This is a genomic window from Halorubrum sp. AD140 (assembly GCF_034497445.1).
Lineage (GTDB): Archaea > Halobacteriota > Halobacteria > Halobacteriales > Haloferacaceae > Halorubrum.
The window spans coordinates 1-1,091 of record NZ_JAXRUU010000307.1; the positions used below are offsets into that span (position 1 = coordinate 1).

2 protein-coding genes are annotated in these 1,091 nt (G+C 72.6%); both read left to right on the forward strand.

Translation table 11 applies throughout. The features are described 5' to 3' along the window. Positions 1-59 precede the first annotated feature (59 nt). Complete coding sequence (locus U4E84_RS18405) at positions 60-506, forward strand: hypothetical protein (RefSeq protein ID WP_322533502.1); 447 nt, start codon at positions 60-62, stop codon at positions 504-506. A gap of 135 nt (positions 507-641) precedes the next feature. After that, positions 642-881, forward strand: coding sequence for a hypothetical protein (locus tag U4E84_RS18410; protein ID WP_322533501.1), 240 nt, complete (start codon positions 642-644; stop codon positions 879-881). Positions 882-1,091: the final 210 nt, after the last annotated feature.

Here is a 1,091-nt window from a genome sequence, read left to right on the forward strand (position 1 = left end):
CCGGTCTCGCCGTCCCCCGAGCCGCCGCCCCCGGAGTCGTCGGATCCGCCGTCGGCTGGCTGATCACCGTCCTCCTGTTCGCGCTGCCCGGTCTGGTCGCCGCCGCGCTGTGGGCGCCGTTCCTCGCCGCCGCACGCGTCCGGGCGCTGTTCCGCGCGCTCCCGCCCGAGGGACGACTCCTCCCTTCGTACGTCGCCGTCGCGCTCGGCCTGTCGGTCCCGTACCTCGTCGGCCTCGTGGTGACCCTCGAGTTCGCCGACCCGGAGGGCGCCGGGTGGAGCAACGGGCTCGTCGAGACCGCGCTGGCGGGCGGGATTCTCACCGGACTCGTCGCGCCCGCCGTCGCCGTGGTCGGCCTGCCGCGGGTCGGCGTCCACTGGGACCCGACCGGCTACGGACTCGACACGTGGGCGCTGCTCGTCGCCGCCGGCGTCTGGTACGCGGTCGTCGCCGCGGCGCCGCTCTTCGCGCTCGCGGTCGTGTTCGCGCTCCCGGGCGGGTACTGAGCCGCCGGTCGCTCGATTCCGGCGCTCGCTCGGCGCCGTCGCGGAGCGCGGCGTGGTCGCCGAGCACAGTGAGGTTGCGAGCACACCGCGTTACACCGTAAGATTTTGTTGACTCGCACAGCCACTCACCCTCGCATGTCCCCCGCACCCTTCCGGCTGTTATTCGTGGCCGTCCCCCTCCTCGTCGCGGCCGGCGCGCTGGCGATGGCCGCGTTCCCCCGACGGCTGACGAGCTGGCAGACCCGATCGCCCGACGGCTCGACCGGAACGATCGAACCGAGCGACACCCGAGTCCTCATGATGCGCGTGATGGGCGTCGTCGTCGCCGGCCTCGCGCTGCTCATGGTGTTCGCGAACTTCGCGTTCATCCCGTAGGCCGGGCGCGTCACGTCGCTCGGTGCCGGCGTTCCGCGGTGAGCGATGCGGACGCTCGGCGGCGAGCGATGCGCACGCCCCGTGCCAAGCGATGCCGACGCTCCGATACGGTTTTGAGTCGCCCCGCGGAATCCCCGACAAATGCTGTCTCGACAGTTCGTCCGGGAGAACCCCGAGGTCGTCCGCGAGGCGCTCGCCAACAAGGGCGTC